Here is a 19288-nt window from a genome sequence, read left to right as displayed (position 1 = left end):
AAAACTTTATTTATCGAATTCAAATTGAGTTCAAAATCAAAATCGAAAAAAAGAACCCAATTCGTAAATGAATTGGATTCTAAATATAACTTCATCAACACCGGTTGACAGAGACCCGTAATTTTTGAAGATTGATGTTTACTCAGAAAAAGGAGTGCTCGGCTGATGGTAGCATTTTGGGGCTGACTGAGTTAGTTTAGTGTTCATCAAGTACAGGTGATTACTGGTCAGTTTTGACACGACTGCCAACCCCGCTTATACTAAAATGTGAAGTGAGGGATTGCAGTTGAAAAACCATGAAGTATTAGACTTAATTCAAGAAATAACACGTAATGATGGGACCTCATACATGGAGATCGGAAACATGTTGATGAATGGCCGCGCTGAGTTAGCAGCTGAACGTGGTTTTATTAAGCAAGTGCGGATATTACAACTAAACATTCCGCATTCCACGCATGTTGCCAAGTATGAGCAATATATTAATGAAACATTTACGATTCCCGATGAAACGATGGATCATTGGGAAGAATGGACAAAAACACCTGACATCCAAGCTGAGGTCGATCTGATTTTGAAAGAAAATCATATTGGCTAAAAGCTGTTAGCCAAAGTCTAGCGCAGGAGTGTGAGTTTATCAAACGGCGGTTGTTTTTTAGTAGGCGTTGGCTCAAAAGTTGAACTTTCAGAATGTCAATTCTCTAAGCTCAGCTTTTTTGTTTGGATCATGTAATTGACTGATTGTGGTGATTTAATTGCGGGTGCGTGGTGGAGGAAAATAACTTACAAACGCTAGTATCAGTGTTATTATCAATAAGCATGTTTAAGGAGGCTCGTTATTAAATGAAGAATGGGGCATTGCTACAATTTATTCAAAGTCATTTCCAGACCCGTTTTCGTTTTCGTAACGCGTTTGAGACCCAATTGACTGTTCAGATTTTAAGTCGATTAATTGGCGAACATCCGGAAAGTTTGTTATTGACTCGGCGAGATGTTGAAGCGTTGGCAGGCTGCTCATTGGACGCGCCGGCACTACAGCGAGAATATTTTCCGCAGCGTGCGATGACACTGTTAGAAACGGCGTTAGATGAGCTGGTTACGTTAAGTGTTATCATACACCAGGATCAGGGCAGGACCCGTTATCCCTTATTTCGGAGCGTACAGCTTGATCAAGTGTGTCAACGAATTGTGTTTAACTTGAACCTGGACGTGTTGCCACAATTAACGGACTGGTCACGGGAATTACAACAAGAACAGGAGCGATTTTAAGTGACAAAGAGTGTGATTGAAACCTTACAGGACCATCGAACGCGGCGACAATTTACCACTGAACCAATTAGTGATGCGCAATTCGCGCAAATCATCACAACGGCACAACAAATGCCGACTAGCCAATATTTACAGGCATACAGTTTGATTGAGATCACTCAGCCTGCACTACGGCAACAATTGGCCACGATTACGACGATGCCAACGGTTGGTGAAAACGGCCGTTTATTAGTTGTGGTTGCGGACCAACATCGCAACGTCAAGCTAGCACCGGGTGCAACGACGCGCCGGGCACTGAGTGAATTTGACCGCTTTGCTGGTAGTATTGAAGATGCCACGCTGATTACAGCGGCGATGGTGATGGTCGCTGAAAGCATGGGTCTTGGTAGCGTTGTACTTGGATCAATTAACAACGACACGCAGGCGGTGATTGACGCACTGCACTTGCCGGACTTGACGTTACCCGTCTTTGGGTTGCAGTTAGGACACCCAGCGGATGTTCCTGAAAAGAAACCTCGATTAGGGTTGCCCGCTGTGTTGTTTCAAGATACCTATGCTGAGCCTGCGAGTTATCAGGCGGAGTTAGACCGGTTTGATGGCGTTTTGAATCAGTATTATCAACATCGGAGTAGTCACGCCCGTACGGAACACTTAGCGCACATGACGCAGGAAGCGACCCACTCAGCGGCCAAACGGCGAGAGTTTTTGACAATCGCTAGGCAGCAGGGCTTTTTGCCGGAATTAGACCAATAATCGTTACCATAACACTAATAATTAGAATGGCTGAACGAAAAATAACCGTTAATGTAACGCTCCCATGTCGCTATTAGCTGACATGGGAGATTTTTTGGTACCTGGGAGGACGAATCTTAACATTAAAATAAGATTAAATATTGTTATTTTTACTAATTATAATATAATTAATTCTGAGACGATGTTTACTAAGCAGGCCCGGGCTGCGTTGCAGATTCGAGTGAAAGCTGAGTCGATCCTTATTCTGATGTGTGATAGTAACATTGTTGCAAGGCTTGAAAGGGGCGGATAATGTGATCAATGCCAACTTCAGAAAACTCGTCTTAGGGCGAGCAGTGGGTAACGCTGGTGACAGCATCTACATGATTGCCATGAACTGGTTCATTCTCCAATTGACCAACAGTGCGTTGTGGATCGGCATCATGAATGTGGCTATTGTTTTACCGGGCGTGTTGTTGTTTCTGTTTGGTGACAGTATCGACCGACATTCTAAACGCCGATTATTAGTCGCGGTTGAATTTTCACAGTTAGTGATCGTGGTCATGCTAATTGGATTAGTTGCGTTACATATTAAGTTGCCAGGTATCTATGTCGGGCTGGTATTCGTCGCGGCCCTTTTTGGATCACTAGCTTATCCGATTCAAGATACATTAGTACCGCTGCTCGTTGAGCCAGACCAGCTAGTTCAAGCACAAGCGGACATGTCAATTGCCTACAAGGGAACGGATTACGTGTTCAACGCGCTGTCTGGATTTTTGATCAGCCTCTGCTCAGTGCTCGGTGTTTTAATCATGGATGCAGCCACGTTTGTCGTTACCGTTGCCACTTTTAGGCGGATCAAACTCGCTGAACCCCGTCAGCAACACACGCGGGAAAAGTCCTTGTATCTCAACCAGATTTTGGTTGGTTTCAAAATTATCAGCACTGATCCGCTGCTGCGTTTATTGACGTTTGCGAGCGTCGTCATGAATTTCTTCTTTGGCGGTTTGAATACGTACGTCGTTTTATTTGGGCGGCATTTCGGTGGCTCGATCTACTACGGTATTTTGGAGTCGATGTCAGCCGTTGGAATATTATTAGGGATGACGGTAGTCTACCGACAGTTAAAAAAGTTGACCGTTCGGCAGTCTTACCTCATCGGCAACTTTGGGCGTGCGTTATTCATGATCTTGACAGTAGTGTCGTACAACCAGTTCTGGCTGTTTGCCATCATTTACTTACTGAGCTTTGTCTTTCAAGGACTGACGCAAGTATTTGAGACACCGATGATTCAAGCGACGGTCGGTTCAGACCAACTCGGGAAGGTAATGACCTGCTTTTATACGCTGGTTTCCGTGACCCTACCGCTGGGTTCGCTAGCGTTTTCTTTCCTAGCTGACCGCTTTGATTTACGGCTATTCTTATTACTATTTGCCCTCTTTTATGCCGGCATATTCCTGCTATTTCTAGCCAGTCACGCCTTCAAAAAAGTAGACGAACTACAATTATCATAAACCCCACGCGATATTCATTAATCTGTCATCAATCATGATTAAAACGTGCCGATTAGGTGGATTTCTGTTCGTCAGCAATGATCGTCCTATTCCGACCTCCGGGGCTGGGTGACAATTGCTGGAACGTAAGCCGACATCGATTTGAGCTAACGCCCAACCCGCGTCATCTCAAATACGAGTCTTATTCTAAGCCGGAAGGAAATCACTTCCGACTAAGAATAATTTGGCTACTGAGCATTGTCACCCAGCCCCTCCAGTCTCAAGAGTGTGCGGGGCCACGAGTTGAAGCCGAGCATTGCCTAGCCAACGGATTAATGCGGTTTTGGCATTAGTCCGTTGGCGTAGCAAGCACAGGCTTTAGTGGCACCGAACACGTTTCGGGAAGCCGCTCGAATGGCTGATGAACGACCACTTAACTCGGCACAATTGGTCGTTGACTATTTTGATACAGGAACTTTAAACGAGACGTTAGGGTTACCCTAACCACTTTGTTGAAACGTTCGATTACTACTATGGTGATTCCAAAATAGTAAGCTATCACAATGTCATTTTCTGCCTGACAGTTGCTCGACAAAATTACTGTTTATGAAGAACAATGATGAGTCCAATAAAAGTTGGGTACATCTCCGTCTGCCATTCGAACACTGTCCCGACTGGAAGGCGTTTCTGACAATGCCCAGTGGTGAAATTTCACTTAGCAAGCGTCTTGTGCTTGGTTAGTGAAAGGCCAGTATTTAAGACGTGGGCTTCGGCTTAAATCTGTTCCCACCACGTTCCGGCAATTGGCAGAAATGCCTGGAAGTCGGCATAGGACACACTAACTAAGCAAATTTACGCTAACCTGAACTTTTTCCAGCGGGTCTAAGCTGGTTGCTTTTGAACTTAAAAACTTGGCACGTTTTAATCATGAAAAGCAACAAACACAGTGCGGATTATCGGATAGATGAGAATGGCAGTGATGGACTCAAGGAAAATAGTGCTGAACTAAAAACGTCGTGACTGACTTCAGTCGCGACGTTTTTGATTAGAAATTTAGTTTAGTTGGTACTTGATTGGGCGTCGATTGGGATGTGCTTGAATAGTTGGGCTGCTTTGACGGCGGCTTGCCAGCCTTGGTAAAGGTTCGCACGTTGGGGCGCGGCCATTCGGGGTTGGAAGACATTGCCGGTTTGGTGGATTGATTTGAGTTCGTCCAAATCTTGCCAGTATCCCACGGCTAGGCCGGCTAAGAATGCAGCACCGAGTGCGGTCGTTTCGAGGTCAGCGGCCCGGATGATCTTGACGTTTGAGATGTCGGCTTGAAATTGCATCAGCCAGTTGTTGCGGGCTGCACCGCCGTCGACCATGAGTGTGGGCATGGTGATGTTGGCGTCGTTTTTCATCGTATCAATGACGTCGCGGGACTGGTAGGCCAGTGACTGTAGCGTGGCTTTAACAAAATCAGCCCGGGTGGTCCCGCGGGTTAAGCCAAAGACGGCTCCACGGGTCTCGGAATCCCAGTAAGGTGCGCCCAATCCGGTAAAGGCGGGAACTACGTAAACTTCGTTGTGATTATGGGACTGTTGAGCAAGACTTTCGGATTCTGGTGCTGATTCGATCAGTTGCATGCCATCGCGTAACCATTGCAGGGCCGAACCCGCTACGAAGATGGAGCCTTCAAGCGCGTAATTGATGTTGCCATCAAGCCCGTAAGCGATGGTCGTTAAAAGGTTGTGGTCGGATAATTGCGGTTGCTCGCCCAGATTCATGACGGTAAAGGCACCGGTTCCATAAGTGTTTTTGACCATGCCAGGTTCAAAGGCCATCTGACCAAATAGTGCGGCTTGTTGGTCGCCGGCCATCCCGCTGATTGGAATTTGGCTACCATAAAGCAAGTAGTCCTTAGTCGTGCCATAGATCTCAGAGTTGGACCGTACTTCTGGGAGCATCGCAGCAGGAATGTTCAGTAGGTTCAGAATCGTTTGGTCCCATTGTAAGTCGTGAATGTTGAATAACATGGTGCGACTGGCGTTGGTGTAGTCGGTGACGTGGGTCTCGCCACCAGTCAATTTCCAGACGAGCCAAGTATCAATAGTCCCGAAAAGAAGTTCGCCGCGTTCCGCGCGCTTTTGGGCACCATCAACGTGGTCTAAGATCCAGCGAATTTTTGTTGCTGAGAAGTAGGCGTCGGTCACTAGGCCGGTGTGCCGGTGAATCAGATCGCCCATACCATCAGCGATGAGTTGCTCAGCTAACGGTGCAGTTTGCCGGGACTGCCAAACAATAGCGTTATAAATGGGTAGACCGGTTTGCTTGTCCCAGACAACGGTAGTCTCACGTTGATTGGTGATCCCGATGGCTTCGATTTGATTAGGTTTAATATTAGCGTCAATTAAGACGTTAGCGATCGTTGAGGAAACCGCGTTCCAGATTTCAGTAGCGTCGTGTTCGACCCACCCCGGTTGCGGAAAGTATTGTGGAAACTCCTTTTGGGCGTCGGCAACTTTTTGACCGGCGTGATTAAAAATAATGGTGCGGGTACTCGTGGTCCCCTCGTCAATGGCCATGATATATTTGGCTGACATAACTTGTTCCTCCGAAGATTGTAATCAATAACATCATCTTTGATGCTAGCATGGATAGTTGGACTTGTGAATAAATATAAAAAACTTAATATATAAACTGGCATCCCATGAAGTATCGAGAATTAATCATCGTACCCATACCAATTCGCTGAAATGAGGAAAGGGTTACCATGCTTGTTTTGGTAATATTACTTTTGTACAACGGTTAGTAACGGCGTTGAACTAAGATTAATGAATATTTGAAATGTAGACCAATCGGCATATAATGGGGACTCAAATCGGTGTGAAATGGAGGATTCCTAGTATGCAAAAACGACGCTTTTTTCTTAAAGGCTCTGCTGCCGAGGTTGCTTGGCTCAATCGGCAGGCGGCGTGGGGCTATCAATTGACGGCGATTCACGGTCTGAGTTATCAGTTTAAAGAAGTCCCACAAGCACGCCAGCTGATTGCCGAATACATGCCACAGACGACGTTACAAGCTATGACGACGGTCTTCCAACCACTTACTAGTTATACGTTTCATGATGATATGGCGGTGGTTTATTCAACTGTGGCCCCTAAACAACGAGTGGTCAACAATGATCAACAATACCGCTTAGCAGTGTATCGACATGCTCGCGATGTCGCCTTGAACTGGCTCAATGGCTGGGTATTGGTAGTCTGGCTCATGATGAGTGCGACGATTGTGATTAGCTCGCAATTGCAAGCAACGCCACTATTAACCCGGTTGTTATTACTTGGGTTGGCACTTGGTGCGGGGGTGATGGTGGCAGGTATTATCGTTGGTGTTCGGACAGCGATTCGTTGTCACCGGGAAGTGTGTCGCTTGATCCGTATCACAGGAGACGATCACGAGACGTGGAAGCCGACTTTTCACGTGTTGTTTAAGCATCAACACGCCGCTCCCGATACGACTTGCTGGGATGATTTAGGTAGCTGGCAATTGGCACTGCATAATCAGCGTGGGGATTACTACTTTGAGTTAAAAACGACATTGAGTTAATTAGAAATCACTAATACACTGGCACAACGCTTTTCAAAACAGGACTTTTCCGTGGTATCGTGGTTAGGTTTGTACGTTGTTTGAGGTGGATATCATATTAATTATGTGAATTTAGTGTGACTTTTTTTAAAAAAGACTTGTTTTTTATCATAAAAGCGTGTATAAATACAGACATAATCATTGCCCGGTAGTTCAGCGGTAGAATAATTGACTGTTAATCAAGAGGTCGCTGGTTCGATCCCAGCCCGGGCAGTTGGTCATGTTTAGTTAAGTAGCGGTATCTCGTGAGGTACCGCTTTTGTCGGCACAAGTACAGAATAGCGCTGGCATTTGATGGGTAATTGGCTGGCAGAACTTTAGAAATAATTAACTAAAAAAGTTCTGACAAACCTTGACTATTCTTGACTAAAACCGTATACTTACTATATTAAAGTAAGTGGTGTAAAGTCACTTGCTGAAACTTAGGAGGAATTCATCGTGACAGTAAACTTATATTATTCAACGTCCAGCAAGTCTAGTCGTAGTGCACGAGCATGGTTAGTTGAGAATAACATTCCATTTAATGAACGCGACATTATTGCTAATCCTCTGGATCGCGATGAATTGAAACAAATCCTCCGGCTCACTGAAAATGGCTTCGAGGACATCGTTTCAACGCGTTCTAAGGCTTTCAAAGCATTACACATTGATTTGTCGGACTTAGGTTTTAATCAGTTATTGGACCTATTAGTTGAAAAACCACAATTACTCAAGCGGCCAATCATTTATGATGGTCGGCGGTTACAAATCGGTTATAACGAAGAGGACATTCGGGCATTTTTGCCACGTTCGGTACGTAAGTCTGAATTACGTGAAATTCAACAAAAACTTTATGACGATGATCAACAAGCAGTTGGTTAATCGGATTTAGCGTTTGAGACGAAAGCGGCCCATCAAGAATTGTGTTGATATTCTTGATGGGCCGCTTTTTTTGTCGAAAGAACAATATCAGCCAGCCACCAGGGTGCGTTTGGTTGCGTGTCTTCTTAACAGCGTATCGCAGTGTAGGGCGTTATTTTACTTGCCGATTACCGCCCGTTACCTTTGCTGAGTAAGCAGATTTCTTGGTATAATCAGTTGGTTTGTGTACAATGTAAAAAGGCTTAAAGGAAACGGAGATTTTAACATAATGAGTGAACAAGACCAGGCTGCCTGGGCGATCCAGGCACTCGCCGCTTTGAAGACGGCTGATAATCAAGTTGTTGTGGAGAGTATCATTAAGGTCATCGATGACCAACAGGCTGAGATTGAGAGTCTACGGGGTTCAATGGAAGGCCAATTATGGAGTCCAACTAGCTGGCATCAAGATCAGCAAGCGCAACGTGCCGCGCATGAGGACAAGTCCACAACTAACCATTAAAATTGAGAAGACGCCACAAAAGACGGTTGTTAGACTATTATTGGTCTAACAACCGTCTTTTTGTCACTGCGTTTGTGAATTTAAGTTGAGCGCCATGCCGTGATTTACGGCGCAGTCGAGCATTAAGCAGCCAGCAAGGGGGTGCAAGCTTCAGGATACAGTTGTGATCAGTAATCCGTGACGCTTGTCTTGCGGTGCTGGGCCACAAATTGGAAGGTAGCTGCCACGAGTCCGCCAATCAGGATACCCGTTGCGTTGGCAATGACGTCGTTGATATCGCTACTGCGATTGATCAGCCAATGTTGTGACATGAAATATTGCAGACTTTCAATGCTGGCACCCACTAACAAGCCCGTTAATCCGAGGCCCAATAGTGGGTAGTGATGAAAGTGGCGTTTAATTCCCCAGCCTAAGGGAATCGTCAGAATGATATTTTCGATAAAGCCCAGCCCGTGAAGATACAACCGTGATAGGTTCACTTGGCCGACACCAGCTGGCATCACGTAGATGGCAGTTCCGTCGAATGACAGCGGGGTAAACAAAATCACACTAAGGCCAAATAAGTAACCTAAGCCGAGTAGCTGCCGCGTCCGGGCTTGTGGCTGGCGAACGTGGACAAGAATCACCAAACAACTTAGTGTTGCAACTATTAAAATAATTCTGAACGGTTCCCAACGCATGCACACCACTCCTCGGTTTGGATTAACTGTATCTTACCGTAAACTCAGTGGTCAGAAGTAAAGAAGACGTGAAGCTTAATGAAGCCTTTAACGGCTTAACCAAATCCCAAGTAAATCAGTGGTTAGATGACCGTGATTGATGTTGGTCGTCAGCCATATTCGCAATTGGTTTCGTAGTCAGCGCTAAAGCAGCTACAATCATAATGATAATTAGACTGAACCAGAGTGCGATCTGGGTGCCGAGGGTGGTTTGCATCGTACTCGAAGCACTCGGTGCCATGCGGGTGCCCAATGTAATCAAGACGGCCATAATGGCGGTACCGAGCGAACCAGAATACTGTTGTAGGGTGTTGAAAAGCGCGTTGCCATCGCCCATTAGTTGGGGCGGCAATTGTTGTAAACCATACGTCAGGGCATTGTTAAATAAGCAACTGAACCCAATTTGAAAGCCAACAAATAAGCCAATGATCAAGCCGACCGAGAGATGCTGGGCTAACCCTGCGAGACTTAGTGTTGCCAACAGTAAAAAGCCACTACCAATTTGGAATGGTCGCCGAATGCCGCGACGGTCCATCAATTTACCAGCCAAAGGTGATAGTATTGCTGAACATAAGCTTCCTGCTAATAGCATTAAGCCCGACACTAACGCATTTTTACCCAAAGCGAGTTGTGCAAAATTAGGGAGCAGAAAGGTCAGTCCAATCTGAATGAATTGAATGAAGAAGTAAATGAGAAGCGCCCGGGTAAAGTCACCCTGTTGGAAGACGGCCAGGTTGATTAGTGGGTGCGTGGTTCGGGTTGCCGAACGGGTAAAAGTCAGTACGGCGAGTACCGCTAATAACAGTGGTAACCAGACGAATACTAAGCTTAAGCCATGTGTACTAAGGTTATTGACGCTAAAAATCAGCAGGATGAGTGCCGCGACGACTAGCCCGAATTGGCATAAGGGGAACAGACGTGACCGTGGTGCCTGCGTTTGGCGAATAGTTTTGGCCGTTATCAGCCAAGCAATCAGACCAAACGGTAGGGTAATGCCGAAAATTAAGCGCCAGGATAATAGTTGTGTCACTAAGCCGCCATATGTTGGTCCGAGTGAAGGGGCCAATGCGATCAACATTCCAGCGGTCCCCGTAAAACGACCCTGAGCAGTGAAAGGGACCAGGGTCATGATTTGCGCAAATACTAATGGTAATGCCAATCCAGTTCCGATGGCTTGAATGATTCGACCGAATAGTAGTAACCAGAGCTGTGGCGCGACTGTACATAATAAACCGCCAAGAACGAAACCAGCCCCGCCAACGTTAATAATTGTCCGCCAACGGAAGCGTTGTTAAATAAACGCCGTAATAACCATGGTAGCGGCTACGGCGAGTAAATAGGCAGTGGTGACCCATTGAACCGTTGCTAGAGTGGTGTGGAATTGGTGCATCAAGGTCGGAAAGGTAACGTTCATTGATGTTTCAACTAAAATACCGCAAAAAGCCAGACTGGCGGTGCCAAAAATTGCAACCTTCGTTTGGGTTGGGATGACAGGTGTTGTTGTAGACAAAATAAAACCTCCATTGATCAAGGCCAGCTCGTTTCGTATGTGAAACGACGCTTTTCTTGACCAACGGAGATTCCGTTGTAAAGATATACAAGCATCAAAGACGACCTTGATGAATTTATTAATGTTTTAATCCTAGCATACTACTGATAAAAATGTCAGTCCGATTTTTTTATTCGCTGACTTTAGCGCTTTGTTCAGCTAAAGCAGTCAGGTGCTCGAATAGGATGCCTTCACGCAGTCCATTTTGAGAGAAAATCATCCGGTCAGAATCTAAAAAGCGCATCAGACTAATGGCAGGAATCATCCCACCAACAATAATATCAGCCCGGTCCTTTGCTAATCCAGGAATAGCCGCGCGACCAGCTGCATCCTGGCTAATGACAGTATTGAATGTGTCATAGATGGCGTTGTCACGTAGCCGATAACCGTGAATATCTTCAAAGTTGAGGATATTGCATTTGCGCCGGTTAATTTTGGCTAACGTTCGGTTGCTACCACCCAAACAGACGAGTGGTAAGTTGAGACCGTTTCGCAACCACCAGACGCTATTAAAAATTTTATCAACGAAAGTCATCGTTTTAAATAATTGACTAGCGGTAACTTGGTCGTTGAGGCCGAACTTTTCGGATAAACTGACCGCGCCGATTGGCAGACTGATTAGGTCCTTGGCTTGGCCGTTTACGATAAGGACGAGTTCGCAGCTACCGCCACCAGTATCGACCATGACGCAGTTAGTCGTTGGAAGCGTATTGACTACCCCTAAGTAATCGTAATAGGCCTCGGTTGTTCCAGGAATCACTTCGATATCTAGGCCAACATCATTTTTAACGCGTTTGAGAAATTTCTTTTGGTTGCTGGCCTTTCGCGTTGCGGCGGTCGCCACGGCCTTGATAGTTAAGTTAGGTAAGTCTTTGTAGACGGCAGCAAACGACTTTAGCGCTGCAATCGTGCGGTCAATGGCCTCGGCTTGAAGGGTCGGCGTATCCGTGGCGTTTTCATTCTCGGATAAACGCACCATTTCCTTGAGTCGGTGAGTGACCGCATAACTACCGTCTTCCTGAATCTGTGTAATTGTCATTCGACATGAATTGGAACCTAAGTCAATGACCGCAAAGTTTTCCATCGCTAATCATCCTCTCTATCAAGATCTGAAGCATCCGGCTCATTCTTGGGACTCATCATCGGAATGAACTGGTGTGCGTTGCTAGTGGGCGTAGTATCGCCGTGATCAGCCTTGACTGCTTGCTCGGCTTCGCGAATGAATTCGGCCTGGGAGTCCAAAACCTCTAAGCCGCGCCCATCCACACGGGTGTACGTGTTATCTGGTTGCAAAATGCGCGTTTTGACCGTGTCAGCCCACATCGTTTCAAAAATTGTCATCGCACGGTGACTGATTTCAGGTTGGAGCAGTGGGAACAATAATTCGACCCGGCGATTTAGGTTACGGGTCATCATATCCGCACTGGATAAGTAAATTTGTGGTTCACCGTCGTTGCTAAAGTAGTATATACGACTGTGCTCCAGAAGGCGACCAATGATCGAGTGGACCTCGATGTTATCCGAGATGCCTTTGATGCCTGTTCGTAAACAACAAATTCCCCGAATGATCAGTTGGATCTTAACACCGGCGTGAGAAGCTTCGTAGAGTTTGCTAATAATCTGCGGATCGGATAATGAGTTCATCTTCATTTTGACAACTGCGGGCTGACCAGCTTTGGCAATGGCAATCTCATCGTCTAGCTTTTCGTTGATAAAGTCGCGGATGCCATCTGGTGAGATGTGCAATTTGTGGAAATACGGTGGTTCAGAATAGCCAGATAACATGTTAAAGATGTTGGAAGCATCGATTCCCATGTCTGTATCAGCGGTGAAGAGCCCCATGTCCGTGTAGAAATGGGCGGTGACATCGTTATAATTCCCAGTTCCCATGTGCATGTAGCGCTTGATACCTTCATTTTCTCGCCGAACAACGAGGGCAAGCTTACAGTGTGTCTTAAGCCCGATCAGACCGTAGATCACGTGACAACCCATTTCTTCAAGCTTTTTCGCCCAGTGAACGTTATTTTCTTCATCAAAACGGGCCTTAACTTCAACGAGAACGGTTACTTGTTTGCCGTTTTGGGCAGCCTGCCCGAGATACTTGATAATCGGTGAATCAGCTGATACGCGATACAGCGTCATTTTAATGGCTAACACGTCCTCATCTTCCGCAGCTTCATGGATAAAGTCCACAACGGGTTTGAAATCATCGTACGGATATTGCATTAAAATGTCGTGATCCTTGATAAGATCAAAGATGGATCGTTCGCGGTACTTCGCGGGATAGTAGGCGTGGTATTTTGGATAATTCAAGTCTTCGTGGCCCTGCACAGCTTTCACCAGCTTGGATAAGAAGGTCAAGTTGAGGGGACCGTTGATGACGTATAACGCACTTTCGTTAATCCCAAGGGCTTTAGCGAGTCGCGTACGTTGATGTTTGCTCATACTCTTTTCGACTTCTAAGCGCATGACCTTACCGCGTTCACGCATCTTTAATTGTTTTTGAACTTCCTTTAATAAGTCCGAAGTATCCTCTTCGGCGACATCTAAGTCCAAATCCCGCATGACGCGGTAACAGCTCGTTTCCTTGACCGTGTAGTTGATAAATAGTGAGCCGACAAAGGCTTTGATAATTTCCTCAATCAGAATAAACTGGTTCGGTGCGCCTGGCAAAACGACCACGCGAGGAAAGACGTCCGGCACTTGAACGGTGGCAAACTTGCGGTCCTTCTTATCCCCATTTTTATAAATCCGTAAGGCGATGTTGAGTGTATTATTCCCAATGAACGGGAATGGGCGTGAAGAGTCGTCTGCCATCGGTGTTAAAGCCGGGTACAGCTCATCATCAAAGTAGTTCTTAACAAAGGCGTGTTGTTCCTCGTTTAGATCAGCCATCGACAAGAGATGAATCGCGTGCTGTTCCAGCAATGGCAAAAGCGAGCGGTTTAATGTATTGTATTGACGCTTGACCATCTCGTGGGCTTTATCACTGATTGCACTGACTTGATCAGCAGCGGTCAGTCCCGCGGGATCCGGTTTAGTGTAATTGACTGACATCAATTTACGTAATGATGCGACCCGGACCGTGAAGAATTCGTCAAGATTACTCTGTGTGATCCCGAGAAAACGGACACGTTCTAGCAAGGGGTTATCCTTATCACGTGCTTCATCAAGGACACGATAGTTAAAATCAAGCCAGCTGAGTTCACGGTTTGTATAATAACTTTCTTTATAATAATTCATTTAACGTACCCCCCGTAGTTTAATCACTGGTGTTAAACCAAAGACTTCTTTAAAGAATTCCGCTTTTTGTGCGAATACCCAATTTTCTAAGAAGAGGTCATCATGAGCAAAGCAAGTAATGATGACCCGTGGATTGCGAATTGAAACGGAAATTTTATCAATTTTTTGTTTGCGACCGTCATCCAAAGCGTCCGCAATTCTCAAGATGGCGGATAGTTTGGAGACTAATAAGCGTTGTTCGACTTGTAAGTGTCCAAAATGGCGAATGTCTTTTGATGGTGTTTGCGCGCTATGGTAGCGTGAAATCAGGGCGACCATTCGTTTTTCGGTATCGGTTAATCCCATGAGTTCAGTGGCCTGCAAGATATAGTCCGAATGTAAGTAATGTTGGTGTGGATCGATATAACTCCCAACGTCGTGCACGATAGCCGCTACTTGTAAGAGTAGCCGCTCCCGTTTACCTAAGTGGTGTAGCGGTTTGAGCTGGTCGAATAGGTGCAATGAGAATTTGGTAACCAAATCGCGATGTTTGGGTTCAACGTTGTACCGGTCCGCAATGTTCTTAGCTGCTGTTACGATTTGATCATTAAAGTTATATTTCTTATAGCCCAACTTAATGGCTTCTTGAATAATTAACCCATCCAGCACGGTCACGTTGCCAAGCCAGATTTTCTCAGCATTAGTGAGTTGTAGTAACTCGTTAATAAGTAGTAATTCGGGCACGATTAGGCGCACGTCTTCTTCATCAACTTCGTATTTATCCATTAAATACTGGTCAGAGGCGTTCAACACGTCCTCATATAAAGCTTGAAAATCTGCTTTGCTGAGTTCCTCCACGCCAGCTTTTGATTGTTGTTGGCGAAAGAGGGTGGCAAACGGCGCGACGCCGAGCATGACGACGTTACTAGGTTGATCTCTTCGCCCGGGCAAGAAGCGGCCAAAGTCAACGATTTGACTCGAAATATAATCATCCAAAACTTCGACATAGTTAGGCACGCTCGATTGCAAGTCTTCAAGAACTTCCGCGATTCGAACTGGTCCTAAACGGAGACTACGGGAGAAGACAAAGTTACTCTGATCGTAGTGCGAAATACCGACACTACCAGAGTTGATTCCTAATAAGTAGGTCGGCTTCGTGATCATTTGCTTGAATCGTGGAAAGTGTACCGCAACTGCGACTGAACGCAGGTAGGTTTCCTGACTACTAGATAACCAGTCGATCTTGAGCCCAGTCCGGACAAGTAATTGGTCTTGAATATAGTCGGCATTGTTAGCGGATGACAAGGACCACGACCCCCATAAATGGTAGTCCTTAACGCCGTAATCGTTCATGATCTGAACAAAACCACTCAGTGCCTGTGCGGCTTGTTCCACTGAATCATAATCGATCGTATGCTGATCATAAATATCCTCACCAAGTGAAACGTCGGAACGAACTCGTTCTACTTGGCGTAATGTGCGTAAATTGACAATCGACAATTCAATACTCTGAACGTTAATCATCATAATTCCAAATAATTTTGCTGCCATGGCGATCCCCCATTTTTATGATTTCCTGACCCCCAATAAGGTTAAAGTCATGTATTTAATTTAAGTTTAACACAGGTTGGGGTTAGTTAAATTAGTATTTTAGTAGTGAAACAGTTAGCGATTACTTTTAGTTTTTATACGAAAGTTAAGCGTAATTAAGGCCATCATTAACTTTGTATGAATCTTACTAGTTAGGTGGTTGATGTGATGATTACCCCGGTTTCAGCGGTAGCGAACGCTAACCTAACTTGGCACGTTTGATCCAAGATACCAAAAAGGCGTGGCTCAGCCGTAACGAGTATGCCTGAACCACGCTAGTTGATATTATAAGATTTCGTGATTATCGATAATTAGTTTGTTCAGATGTTTTTCAACTCGTTTATCAGCTGGTGGCAGCTGCATGTAATCACCATACATCCGGGTCAAAATGGTGTCATACGCACTGGGAATCTTCACTTGGATATCTTCGAATGGAACGGTCGTTAGCTCGGTCAATTCCTGATAGGTCATAATTTCCTTTTCGTAATCGTATTGAGACGCCAGATTTTTGTAAGTTCGGGAGTCTGACTGCTCGTACAGGCGCATGTATTCCTCACGTTCCAGCTTATAGCGATTGACTTCAGCTAATTGCTGAGGTGTGTGTTTCGTAATCAAGTTACGCAGTGGTGTTTTGACAAAGCGGTAATTCAATTTGAGCAGGATCGCAGCGTCTGCTAATTTGTAATGTAACATCTGTGAACGACGTAAGGCTTCGTCATCTGGAATCTTATCAAACGGAAAGATGTCAACGAACACGCCTTTAAACGCATTATTGACGTTGTTGCGTTCTTCAATGTAAGTATTTACGTCTAATAGCTTCATATAACTGAGTGCATAGTCCGGATCTGAGGCACCGGTTTGTAGGAAAAATTTGTTTGGATCAAGATGGTGGTTGGCGACGGCGATAAAGCGCTGGTAGTCATGACGGCGCATTCCAATGTCGATGTCATCGTCCCACGGAATAAATCCGTGATGACGAATAGCACCGAGTAAAGAACCACCGATCAAAAAGTAATCGATATTTTCAGCCTCACAGATTGCGATGACGGTACGCATCAAGCGCAATTCAACTTGATGTAAGGGTGTCAGGGGCATGGTCTCGTCTCCTTTTTACGTAAGCGTTTCAACTACTTTCATCATACACTTTGTTGCACAAAATTGTTAGGGAGGATGCTTAACGTTGGAATTTACGGGTAATTTCATGCAAAACAGTTAAAGGCGTGTTATATTTGGTCAAAAGTTAATGAAGTGATGGTGATCGCGATGAACAGTGACGAATTAAGCAAACTTCTCAATGATTATTTTGAAGCATATCAAAATACAACCAAAATTATGATGGACTTAGTGGCTTGGCCTTTAAGTCAAAATAAACTGTCATTTGAACAATTTTTAATATTGCGGCGCATTGCCACGACTGATGAAGTGACACTCAATGATATTGCAATTCAGCGACAAGTAACGCGAAGCGCGATTTCACGGCAAGTCAAATCATTGTTAATGCAACACTATGTTTTTCAGGTGCCAGATCCGCGTGATCGGCGGCGGCTCTACTTACATTTAACAGAACGGGGACAACAAGTCGAACGGATTGTCGACCAAGCCATTACCCAGCACTTTGATCACTGGGTCAACCAGTTGGGCGCACCACAGATTGATCAAGTGCTCAAGATGATGGGGACCTTTAGCCAGCAGGTCACGGACCTCGGTGAGCCACAGTCACACCCCGTTCTACACTAGGATGTACATGGGACTAACCACTAAATTAGTATTGATGAGCAACTATTTTGGTCGCTAGTCAAAAACAGACTTCTTAGGAATTGTCACAATTCTTAAGAAGTCTGTTTTGTTACGAATACCCATTGAATAAAAACACTTGTACTAAAGTAGGGTCGTTTCATAGAAAGTAAGCACTCAAATGGGCGTACTTGCTTCACTGTGATACGTGTAGCGCTCAATGCTTGAAGAAGTTATGGTAAACCCCTTCGCAAGCTTCAAGAAACATCCCAATAGCCATTAAGTACATGGCTAACATGTTCTGCATTGTGAAGACCAAGTAGAGTAGGACGGCGTAGAGGATTAAAAAGAAGATTGCCGTAATTTTGGAACCAGCCATTTAAATCACACCTTTGTATGGAGAATCGTGACGCGTTGTTTGCCTGAGGGTCGTGAGGACCAAGAGCGGTTTTAAGGCAATGAACACGCTTTATCAATTTCATTCTACCGCAGGCTCATTAAAATTGAAAATCGCAATTAAATAGATTCAAAATTATTTAGCGTTCGGTTATTGCTTTTAAATAAACAAAATGATACGATTAAATACGTTAAAAGAACGCTAAAACACGAACGTTTACAATTGTGCAATTGTAATTTAGGCGAATATTTGGAGGGAATCATGAATAAAATTGCGGCATATTTTAATTTTTCAGAATTGAAAACGTCAATGCGAACCGAAGTGCTGGCTGGCTTGACCACGTTTGTTTCGATGGCATACATCCTATTTGTTAATCCGAGCGTCCTCGGGGCTTCGGGGATGGATAAGGGCGCCGTCTTCACCGCGACGGCCTTAGCGTCAGCGTTAGGCTGTTTATTGATGGGGTTAGTTGCTAAGTACCCGATAGCAATTGCACCAGGATTAGGCGTTAACGCGTTCTTTACTTATTCCGTAGTTATCGGAATGGGCATTAAATGGCAAACTGCTCTGGCTGGGGTGTTCGTTGCAGCCGTGATTTTTATCTTGATTACGATTTTTAAGCTCCGGGAAATGATTATTGATGCGATTCCGCGGGATATGAAGTTAGCAATTTCGGCGGGGATCGGGTTCTTCATTGCTTTTATTGGTCTTCATGGTGGTGGCTTAATTGTTGCCAACAAATCAACGGTTGTTGGTCTGGGATCATTGACAGTTGGAACGACCTGGTTAACTATTTTTGGATTGATCGTCACGTTGATTTTGATGAGTCGCAAAGTTCCCGGTGGGATTTTTATCGGGATGGTTTTAACCTCCATTTTAGGGCTAGCAACTGGCTTGATTAAGATGCCATCCACAATTGTTTCGGCAGCACCTTCGTTGAAACCAACGTTTGGTGTGGCGCTTGGTCATATTGGTGATATTAATTCGTTACAATTGATTATTGTTGTTTTGACGTTCTTATTAGTGACATTCTTCGATACGGCCGGAACGCTAGTTGGATTGGCAGAACAGGCTGGATTCATGAAAAATAATAAAATGCCGCGGGTTGGTAAAGCGTTGATGGCCGATTCAACTTCGATGTTAGTTGGGTCAGTGTTGGGAACCTCACCAACTTCAGCTTATGTTGAATCTTCGGCCGGAATTGCGGTCGGTGGTCGCTCTGGGATGAGTGCAGTTGTTACAGGTGCGCTATTCATTCTTGGATTATTTTTCTCACCGTTATTAAACGTCGTGACGGATCAAGTTACTGCACCTGCATTGATTATTGTGGGTGTGTTGATGGCAGAATCTTTAAAACAGATCAGTTGGGAACGGTTTGAAATTGCCGTACCCGCATTTCTAACTGTTATCGGGATGCCGTTGACTTATAGTATTTCTGATGGGATTGCTTTAGGCTTCATTGCATACGTCATTACGATGGTCGCAACTAAGCATGCCAAGGAAGTTCATCCATTAATGTACGTGCTGTTCTTCATCTTCATTATCTTCTTGTGGATATTAAATGTCTGACAGTTAAAGGTGGTCAGCTCGACGTTATTG

At 45.0% G+C, this 19288-nt stretch carries 16 protein-coding genes, 1 tRNA gene and 1 pseudogene; 10 read left to right on the top strand and 8 right to left on the bottom strand.

The window, feature by feature from the left end; genetic code table 11:
* Nucleotides 1-286 precede the first annotated feature (286 nt).
* The 4 genes from MZO41_RS13200 (at nucleotide 287) to MZO41_RS13185 (ending at nucleotide 3512) form a co-directional block, all read left to right on the top strand.
* Nucleotides 287-595 carry a hypothetical protein gene (locus MZO41_RS13200; RefSeq protein WP_027822464.1) on the top strand — a complete coding sequence of 103 codons (309 nt, stop codon included), beginning with the start codon at nucleotides 287-289 and terminating at the stop codon, nucleotides 593-595.
* Between the two features lie 245 nt (nucleotides 596-840).
* Complete coding sequence (locus MZO41_RS13195; RefSeq protein WP_003641081.1) at nucleotides 841-1266, top strand: hypothetical protein; 426 nt, start codon at nucleotides 841-843, stop codon at nucleotides 1264-1266.
* Nucleotides 1267-2019 carry a nitroreductase family protein gene (locus MZO41_RS13190; protein ID WP_003645805.1) on the top strand — a complete coding sequence of 251 codons (753 nt, stop codon included), beginning with the start codon at nucleotides 1267-1269 and terminating at the stop codon, nucleotides 2017-2019. It begins immediately after the preceding gene.
* A gap of 293 nt (nucleotides 2020-2312) precedes the next feature.
* Nucleotides 2313-3512, top strand: a complete 1200-nt coding sequence (locus MZO41_RS13185; protein WP_013355270.1) for an MFS transporter — start codon at nucleotides 2313-2315, stop codon at nucleotides 3510-3512.
* 1037 nt (nucleotides 3513-4549) lie between these two features.
* Here the strand turns inward: MZO41_RS13185 and glpK are convergent.
* Complete coding sequence (glpK, locus tag MZO41_RS13180; RefSeq protein WP_013355271.1) at nucleotides 4550-6076, bottom strand: glycerol kinase GlpK; 1527 nt, start codon at nucleotides 6074-6076, stop codon at nucleotides 4550-4552.
* Nucleotides 6077-6380: 304 nt separating this feature from the next.
* Here glpK and MZO41_RS13175 point away from each other — a divergent pair, with 304 nt between their 5' ends.
* From MZO41_RS13175 to MZO41_RS13160, 4 genes are all read left to right on the top strand, one after another.
* Nucleotides 6381-7079, top strand: coding sequence for a hypothetical protein (locus MZO41_RS13175; RefSeq protein ID WP_238326304.1), 699 nt, complete (start codon nucleotides 6381-6383; stop codon nucleotides 7077-7079).
* 181 nt (nucleotides 7080-7260) lie between these two features.
* Nucleotides 7261-7332: transfer RNA gene (locus MZO41_RS13170), tRNA-Asn, on the top strand.
* Between the two features lie 224 nt (nucleotides 7333-7556).
* Nucleotides 7557-7979: a Spx/MgsR family RNA polymerase-binding regulatory protein gene (locus tag MZO41_RS13165; RefSeq protein WP_003641090.1), complete on the top strand. Its 423-nt coding sequence runs from the start codon at nucleotides 7557-7559 to the stop codon at nucleotides 7977-7979.
* A 268-nt stretch (nucleotides 7980-8247) separates the two neighbouring features.
* Nucleotides 8248-8478, top strand: a complete 231-nt coding sequence (locus tag MZO41_RS13160; protein WP_003643998.1) for a hypothetical protein — start codon at nucleotides 8248-8250, stop codon at nucleotides 8476-8478.
* Between the two features lie 167 nt (nucleotides 8479-8645).
* On the opposite strand, the gene MZO41_RS13155 is transcribed toward MZO41_RS13160, so the two are convergent.
* The 6 genes and pseudogenes from MZO41_RS13155 to MZO41_RS13125 form a co-directional block, all read right to left on the bottom strand.
* Nucleotides 8646-9158, bottom strand: coding sequence for a VanZ family protein (locus tag MZO41_RS13155; RefSeq protein ID WP_003641092.1), 513 nt, complete (start codon nucleotides 9156-9158; stop codon nucleotides 8646-8648).
* A 115-nt stretch (nucleotides 9159-9273) separates the two neighbouring features.
* Nucleotides 9274-10707: pseudogene (locus tag MZO41_RS13150) on the bottom strand (MFS transporter).
* Nucleotides 10708-10876: 169 nt separating this feature from the next.
* Entirely contained in the window at nucleotides 10877-11830 is a 954-nt protein-coding gene (ppx, locus tag MZO41_RS13140) for an exopolyphosphatase (RefSeq protein WP_003641094.1), read from the bottom strand.
* Between the two features lie 2 nt (nucleotides 11831-11832).
* Nucleotides 11833-13989: an RNA degradosome polyphosphate kinase gene (locus MZO41_RS13135; RefSeq protein ID WP_013355273.1), complete on the bottom strand. Its 2157-nt coding sequence runs from the start codon at nucleotides 13987-13989 to the stop codon at nucleotides 11833-11835.
* On the bottom strand, nucleotides 13990-15519 hold the full coding sequence (locus MZO41_RS13130; protein ID WP_003641096.1) for a Ppx/GppA phosphatase family protein: 1530 nt from the start codon (nucleotides 15517-15519) through the stop codon (nucleotides 13990-13992).
* A gap of 324 nt (nucleotides 15520-15843) precedes the next feature.
* Complete coding sequence (locus MZO41_RS13125) at nucleotides 15844-16653, bottom strand: LicD family protein (protein ID WP_003641097.1); 810 nt, start codon at nucleotides 16651-16653, stop codon at nucleotides 15844-15846.
* 156 nt (nucleotides 16654-16809) lie between these two features.
* Here MZO41_RS13125 and MZO41_RS13120 point away from each other — a divergent pair, with 156 nt between their 5' ends.
* A complete protein-coding gene (locus MZO41_RS13120) occupies nucleotides 16810-17295 on the top strand; it encodes a MarR family winged helix-turn-helix transcriptional regulator (protein ID WP_003641098.1) in 486 nt (161 codons plus the stop codon).
* Nucleotides 17296-17509: 214 nt separating this feature from the next.
* Here the strand turns inward: MZO41_RS13120 and MZO41_RS13115 are convergent, their stop codons facing one another.
* On the bottom strand, nucleotides 17510-17671 hold the full coding sequence (locus MZO41_RS13115; RefSeq protein WP_003641099.1) for a hypothetical protein: 162 nt from the start codon (nucleotides 17669-17671) through the stop codon (nucleotides 17510-17512).
* A 279-nt stretch (nucleotides 17672-17950) separates the two neighbouring features.
* Between MZO41_RS13115 and MZO41_RS13110 the strand changes: the two genes are divergently transcribed.
* Complete coding sequence (locus MZO41_RS13110; RefSeq protein WP_003644001.1) at nucleotides 17951-19258, top strand: NCS2 family permease; 1308 nt, start codon at nucleotides 17951-17953, stop codon at nucleotides 19256-19258.
* Nucleotides 19259-19288 lie beyond the last annotated feature (30 nt).

Origin of the sequence: Lactiplantibacillus sp. C232 (assembly GCF_023806725.1) — a bacterium.
GTDB lineage: Bacteria > Bacillota > Bacilli > Lactobacillales > Lactobacillaceae > Lactiplantibacillus > Lactiplantibacillus plantarum.
Note: the sequence above shows the minus strand (reverse complement) of the source record. Positions and strands in the feature narration are given on the sequence as shown.

Bases quoted from the DNA above. Each gene is read 5' to 3' on its own strand.
- MZO41_RS13195 (WP_003641081.1), top strand. From the start codon at position 841: ATGAAGAATGGGGCATTGCTACAATTTATTCAAAGTCATTTCCAGACC.
- glpK (WP_013355271.1), bottom strand. From the start codon at position 6,076: ATGTCAGCCAAATATATCATGGCCATTGACGAGGGGACCACGAGTACC.
- MZO41_RS13175 (WP_238326304.1), top strand. From the start codon at position 6,381: ATGCAAAAACGACGCTTTTTTCTTAAAGGCTCTGCTGCCGAGGTTGCT.
- MZO41_RS13160 (WP_003643998.1), top strand. From the start codon at position 8,248: ATGAGTGAACAAGACCAGGCTGCCTGGGCGATCCAGGCACTCGCCGCT.
- MZO41_RS13155 (WP_003641092.1), bottom strand. From the start codon at position 9,158: ATGCGTTGGGAACCGTTCAGAATTATTTTAATAGTTGCAACACTAAGT.
- ppx (WP_003641094.1), bottom strand. From the start codon at position 11,830: ATGGAAAACTTTGCGGTCATTGACTTAGGTTCCAATTCATGTCGAATG.
- MZO41_RS13135 (WP_013355273.1), bottom strand. From the start codon at position 13,989: ATGAATTATTATAAAGAAAGTTATTATACAAACCGTGAACTCAGCTGG.
- MZO41_RS13130 (WP_003641096.1), bottom strand. From the start codon at position 15,519: ATGGCAGCAAAATTATTTGGAATTATGATGATTAACGTTCAGAGTATT.
- MZO41_RS13125 (WP_003641097.1), bottom strand. From the start codon at position 16,653: ATGCCCCTGACACCCTTACATCAAGTTGAATTGCGCTTGATGCGTACC.
- MZO41_RS13120 (WP_003641098.1), top strand. From the start codon at position 16,810: ATGGTGATCGCGATGAACAGTGACGAATTAAGCAAACTTCTCAATGAT.
- MZO41_RS13115 (WP_003641099.1), bottom strand. From the start codon at position 17,671: ATGGCTGGTTCCAAAATTACGGCAATCTTCTTTTTAATCCTCTACGCC.
- MZO41_RS13110 (WP_003644001.1), top strand. From the start codon at position 17,951: ATGAATAAAATTGCGGCATATTTTAATTTTTCAGAATTGAAAACGTCA.